The organism is Halobacillus seohaensis, assembly GCF_042663045.1.
Classification (GTDB): Bacteria; Bacillota; Bacilli; order Bacillales; family Halobacillaceae; genus Halobacillus_A; species Halobacillus_A seohaensis.
The window spans coordinates 1-5,555 of sequence record NZ_JBHSZV010000006.1; the positions used below are offsets into that span (position 1 = coordinate 1).

Sequence of the window (5,555 nt, forward strand, 5' to 3'; positions counted from 1 at the left end):
GCCAGCCTGAGGAGGCTCAGCGCACGCCCACGGAAAGCGACTCCTTCCCCACCGCCCCTTTCTCCACACCATCATCTCGGAATCAAGCCTTACAGATATACAGACCAGTGAATATTGCCATCACAGGATCCAACCTTGTCAGTAGAGGTCAATAGTACTAGGTCAATTCATGGCACGATTCACACAGCAGCCGATTTTCATAAAAAGGGTTCCGTTCCACTCTTCATAGTAATGGGGGATGGGAAACCATGAGACTCCTGCGGGAAAAGATAGACTGGCGAGACCCCGCAGAGCTTTAGCTCGAGGAGTCTTGCCGTCTTCCCTGCGGAAAGCGAGTGGTTTCCCATCCCCCATTCTTCGATAAAAAGTAACGGAACCGACATTCTTTTGGTGGGCTTTAGTTTAACAAGAAAATATTTAAAAAAACTATAACAAAAAGCCCCGTGCCTTTTAAAAGCAGAGGGCCGATGATTTATTGTAGAGAGACAATCTTTTTCTGCCCCCAAGGAGCCACAACTACTTCAGCCACTTGTCCCCCACCGTCTTGTTCTATCTCTTCACCTGTATTCTCTTCTACAAAATAACGATCTAATCCAAGGTTTACTTGATATTCGTTACTTCGTAAATTATGCCATTCGAATTTCGACTTGATTTGAACTTGGCCTTCTTCTATTTCTTGTGATTGAGGGGAGGCTTGGACAAGTTCATAAAATTTCTCTGCTCCTTTTTCAACAATTAAAAAAACAGCATCCCCTCTTACAGGTTTTTGATCCCCTTCCCAACGATCTGCCGGAAACTCCTCGATGTCATATCTTAAAGTCACGTAATCACCGTAGAAAGGGTCCCTTGGATCAATCGGAACAGTTTCTAAGTAAACCGTCTCGCCAAAATAGTCCATGGCATAGTAAGAGACAGACATACCCACTAAGAAGAGAACTTGTAACCCAACAATTATATAAAATATAGAACGCTTCATGATGTCTCGCCCCCTTTACTCACCTGACGACGCTTCTTCTCTAAAAAGAAACTAAGTACAAACAGGAGAATCCCTCCAATAAAGAAGAAAACCGAACGATCCATGAAGTCCCAAGCTAATTGAAAATAGGCTACAAATGTGGTGATCAGAAAAGCTATAGCACCTTTAGCAACCCATTCAGCCTGCTCTTTCTTATATCCAGCAATTAACCAGCCGAGAGAATATCCAAATAATAGAAGTAAAGAAAGCAAGTCACCTGCTCCTATTCTGAAAACGGGGATAAACAAAATAAGGTCAAGCCAATTAAATTTCGTAGATTCCAAGGCTGATTGAATTACTGCACAAATAAATAAAATCGTCCAACCCATAAAGAAGATGTTCGAATACTCCACCTGCTCACTTTCTTGCCCCAAAAGAAAAACTTGAAAAATATTCACGACAAAAATGGAAAGTACAGCTATGGATCCAAAAGTTTTCAAATAGACCTGCCCGTACGGTATATGACTGACAATATATAATACCAAGAACAATAATATGAGCCAATAATAAGACCAGCTATGTGTAAACACAAAAACTAGCGATTGGACCACATAACTTATGGCAAATATCCCCGTTAATAACCGATTCCCTTTTTTGTATAATATCCAGCCAAGTCCAATGACAAATAATAATCCAATAGGAATATAAAAATCTTGATAGATTACACCACTATAGATTTGACCTGCTGTAACGATCACAACAGTTGCTATAAATAAAAGAGATTCTTCAAAGAAAATTAATAGCCCTAATGCGGCCAAGGACCAAACAAAAAAAGGAAAAGCGCTAAATGACGTATAGTGAAACATTTGACCTATTAAAAAGATGCCCGATCCAAATACACAGAGGGCAATAATAATTAAACTCAAACCAACCGGCTTAGACCACCTGCGATAGACTAAATCACCTGTCCCGTAGAAGGCAATAAGGAAAAAAAGGATAATTCCCATCTTTACAAGGTCTGACATAGCCGACCAATTTGATGCGATGAAAGTTAGAAAACCTAAACCAATAAACAGGGCGGCAAATGTCAGTAATATAGGATGACTTGTTTTTTGATTGTAACGCTTTAAAATCTTTTCCCGCTGTTCCGAGGTGATTATTTTATCTTCTACCCAATACTTGGATTCCTTTTTTAGCTGACCCCGCTTCATTGCACCATCTCCTTTGTTAAGAAACCTGTTGGTCAGAACGTTTTAAAGGCTGTTTCTTTCCATAGGTTAATGTACGCCACAACCACTCTAATGGACCATAGCGGAATGTTTTCAACCACGATTTACTCGCGATTATTTGCAAGCTAAATACAACAAGGACAATCCCAACACTTTCAAGTGGCGATACTTGTCCATACCACCCTAAACCGACCGAATAAAACAAAAGAAAGCTAATAATGGACTGTAAAATATAATTAGATAGCGACATCCTTCCTACCCAAGTCAGCGGGTAAAGAAGCTTTTTTCCAAATGAGAACTTAAATGCCAAAGTAACCGACAGTACATAGAAAATCGCTGAGGCTGTCCCTCCAATATTATCCTGCAAAAGTTGAAACCATTCAGGATTGCCAATCACATAAGGCCCTGCTTTAAATAAAATAAAGAGTACACCTGTAATTACCCACCATTTTTTTATTGAGGCTTGATGTTCATCAGGGTTATGTAACCATTTTCTTTTTGCGAAATACACACCTAACATAAACATAGGAATTAAAGATAAAGCAAGAAATGGGACGGTTCCAGGATTGTTACTATAAGTCCAATCAACCAAATTTTGTTGCCAAATCTCAAGTAAATTTCCTTGTCCATAATTTTGCTTTGCTTCTTCTGTTTCTTGAAAATTACTAAACGAACCTAATTGATCTCTCATAGCATACATTCCTAAGGTCAAAGGAACAACGAGAAATCCTAACAGGCTAAACGCCCATACCAATAATCCTTTTGGCGATGTATTGAAAAAGGCAAACATAATCATGCCAAATACACCGTAGGACAGCAAAATATCCCCATGCCAGATCAGGAAAGCATGAATTGCACCAAAGGCAATCAAAATTAATAATCTTCTAAAAATAATGGCTCGATAATTATTTCCCTTAACTTCTAAACGTTCTTTCATCATATATAATCCAAACCCAAACATAAAGGAAAATAATGTATAGAAGCTAGCCTGGAAGAAAATATCAATAATCGTTTGAATAACTTGACTTGTCATTGATGTCCAAAAAATTTCTTCTCCACCATATAAAAAGTAAGGTGCATTAAAAGCTGGTACATTAACCATAAATATTCCCAAAATAGCTAAACCACGTGTGGCATCAACCCATCCTAACCGCTCTGAATCTTGTAGTGGTGATGCTTGCTGTTTCATACAAAACCCTCCTCATTATCATTCATTTTACTTTTATTACGATTTTTACACAATGTTGTTCATATAGATGAAGAAAGGAGTATTTCTATGCCAGCAAAAGTTGGATTTGTTAAAATCATTTCCATGTCCTCTTCCTCTGTTTTTAATATTGGCGATGTATTTAGCATATCACCACAAGCTACTGCCAAAACATTTGCTGGAGGCGGATCCTTTAACACTGGTGATGGTATACGTATTCATTTAAACCGTTCTAATACGTATGTTAATGATAAAGAATTGATTGATCAGCCTATTTCTCAACCATAAAGGAGGGCTTACTATGAGTATGACAGTTTATCAAACCATTTCCATACGTTATTTAAAAATCGGGACTGTGGCCAACTCTTCAATTATACAAATTGGTAGTTCGGGAGTTATTCAGGCTCAAGCTGATCTCTATAATACAGGGGAACATACAAAACCAGCAGAAGAGCCTACGCCTGCTGAGGGAGAAGTGGCTGTCCCTGAAGGTGATTCAGGCACACTTGTTCCACTTTCCATCACATAGCCGAATATTCCGTTGCATAAGCTATTAAGGGGTGAATGCCAGTGAACAACTATAATTCTTGGGATACTTGGGTCCAGCAAGTGATGGAGCATATGAAGGAACAACAAAAAATGATTGAACAACTCACCCAAAAAATCGAGCAGCTGCAATCTCAGGATCAGCGGAAAACGGTGATTGAAAAGATCGAATATCACTTCGACCAATTAAAAATCGAAACCTTAGAAGGGACCCTCCAAATAGGACTGACTCCAAGTGGATCAACCGAGACCGAAATCGAGGATTTATATAAGGGCCAAAATAGCGCTCATCACTTAGATGAATTCATGGGGGTTACAGTTCCAAAGCACATTGATGATCTCATACATCAGCGGAATATCCCTCTTTCCACTGAACACCGTGATCAAATGATCGCAGATATTAATAACCAACTGCCTGAACGTTTTAAATTTCATAAACAACAGAACCCTGAGTTTACCACTGAATCCATACTGGAACGTTTATCCGAGGAAGTCCAAGCCTCTGTGACTCAACATTTAGACCATCATGAAAGGAATGACTCTTAATGAATTTCACCGTTCACAATTATGGATTACACATTGGAAATATCCAAGTTACAAGTGTGACAACATCCTCTGTCTTTTTAATTGGAGATAATAAAACCATACGATTGCGTTCCTTTTTTGACACTCCACCGGAATCCCTAATTATCGGACCAGTTGCCCCAGCCGCCACGGAGGAACATTTGGAGACACAACAAGATGAATAAACGCCTAGCTCATGTAGATGATGTCAAAGTAACAGCCATTTCGATTGGATCTGGCTTCTTGATTGGAGATTTAACATTTTCCCGTGCGCGCTCCAAAGCCCTTGCCGTTCAGGAGGAAACTACCTCGTTTACGGACTGGGCAGATTTTGATTCTTACCCAATTTTCCAGCGTGATTTACCCCCTGCTCGTCCTGTTATAAATATTGATTCTTCTTTTCACAATCACCATCCCTCTATTATCGTTCACAACATTAAACTTAAAGGGATTTCCACTGCTGGACTGTTCCAGATTGGTGGAATAGATCATATCGAAGGAGAAGGTCGTCTAAAGCATATTCGGATACTTAGTGAGGAACAGTAATTCTATTACTCTCATAAACTAAAGGAAGTATAGGAGAGAAGGAGGGCTTTATATATGCCATCCATCGTTGGTCCGCTTCGAATTAACAGCATAAGCGGAGGCGTCGTCAATTTTGGAGATTCTTTTTATGTATCACCGAAAAGTTCATCAAAAACAGTAAACGGTTCGGGTTCTTCCAACACAGGAGACTTTATCAACACGAACAGTGGCTTTAGTAATACACAACCAATAGATCCAGATGTGAACGATCAAAACGTAGGCGGAGCTTAGGTGCAATCGATCATTATCTATTAACGCAATAAAGGGCATGGCTAATAGTAAGTAGTTCCAATACTGTGGAGAACGTCTAAAATAACAGGTGAAATAACATACTAAAACACACTACGTTTTTTAGCACCATAAATAACAGTATAAATAACAAACAAAAAACGCTTGGATTTTTAATAAAGTGGACCCTATGTCAAGGACACTTTGAAAAAAACTACTAACATTTATCACTCTTACCTCT

Annotated in this window: 9 protein-coding genes; 6 read left to right on the forward strand and 3 right to left on the reverse strand. The window is 39.1% G+C overall.

Features of this window, described 5'->3' with window-relative positions:
• Positions 1 to 472: 472 nt before the first annotated feature.
• From ACFQIC_RS02950 to ACFQIC_RS02960, 3 genes are read right to left on the reverse strand one after another with little or no spacing between them, the layout of a single operon-like run.
• Positions 473 to 976, reverse strand: a complete 504-nt coding sequence (locus ACFQIC_RS02950; protein ID WP_204712337.1) for a GDYXXLXY domain-containing protein — start codon at positions 974 to 976, stop codon at positions 473 to 475.
• On the reverse strand, positions 973 to 2,166 hold the full coding sequence (locus ACFQIC_RS02955) for a DUF2157 domain-containing protein (RefSeq protein ID WP_204712338.1): 1,194 nt from the start codon (positions 2,164 to 2,166) through the stop codon (positions 973 to 975). Before ACFQIC_RS02955 ends, ACFQIC_RS02950 begins: the two co-directional genes overlap by 4 nt.
• Positions 2,167 to 2,182: 16 nt before the next feature.
• Positions 2,183 to 3,373 carry a DUF418 domain-containing protein gene (locus ACFQIC_RS02960; RefSeq protein WP_204712339.1) on the reverse strand — a complete coding sequence of 397 codons (1,191 nt, stop codon included), beginning with the start codon at positions 3,371 to 3,373 and terminating at the stop codon, positions 2,183 to 2,185.
• An 87-nt stretch (positions 3,374 to 3,460) separates the two neighbouring features.
• Here ACFQIC_RS02960 and ACFQIC_RS02965 point away from each other — a divergent pair, with 87 nt between their 5' ends.
• The 6 genes from ACFQIC_RS02965 to ACFQIC_RS02990 are packed head-to-tail and all read left to right on the forward strand — an operon-like array spanning position 3,461 to position 5,317.
• Positions 3,461 to 3,679 carry a spore germination protein gene (locus ACFQIC_RS02965; protein ID WP_204712340.1) on the forward strand — a complete coding sequence of 73 codons (219 nt, stop codon included), beginning with the start codon at positions 3,461 to 3,463 and terminating at the stop codon, positions 3,677 to 3,679.
• 13 nt (positions 3,680 to 3,692) lie between these two features.
• Positions 3,693 to 3,920 carry a spore germination protein GerPB gene (locus ACFQIC_RS02970; RefSeq protein WP_204712341.1) on the forward strand — a complete coding sequence of 76 codons (228 nt, stop codon included), beginning with the start codon at positions 3,693 to 3,695 and terminating at the stop codon, positions 3,918 to 3,920.
• Between the two features lie 41 nt (positions 3,921 to 3,961).
• Entirely contained in the window at positions 3,962 to 4,483 is a 522-nt protein-coding gene (gene gerPC / locus ACFQIC_RS02975) for a spore germination protein GerPC (protein WP_204712342.1), read from the forward strand.
• Positions 4,483 to 4,686: a spore gernimation protein GerPD gene (locus ACFQIC_RS02980; protein ID WP_204712343.1), complete on the forward strand. Its 204-nt coding sequence runs from the start codon at positions 4,483 to 4,485 to the stop codon at positions 4,684 to 4,686. The genes gerPC and ACFQIC_RS02980 overlap by 1 nt, the downstream gene beginning before the upstream one ends.
• A complete protein-coding gene (locus ACFQIC_RS02985; RefSeq protein ID WP_204712344.1) occupies positions 4,679 to 5,047 on the forward strand; it encodes a spore germination protein GerPE in 369 nt (122 codons plus the stop codon). The genes ACFQIC_RS02980 and ACFQIC_RS02985 overlap by 8 nt, the downstream gene beginning before the upstream one ends.
• A 54-nt stretch (positions 5,048 to 5,101) precedes the next feature.
• Complete coding sequence (locus ACFQIC_RS02990) at positions 5,102 to 5,317, forward strand: spore germination protein (RefSeq protein ID WP_204712345.1); 216 nt, start codon at positions 5,102 to 5,104, stop codon at positions 5,315 to 5,317.
• The last annotated feature ends 238 nt before the right edge of the window (positions 5,318 to 5,555 follow it).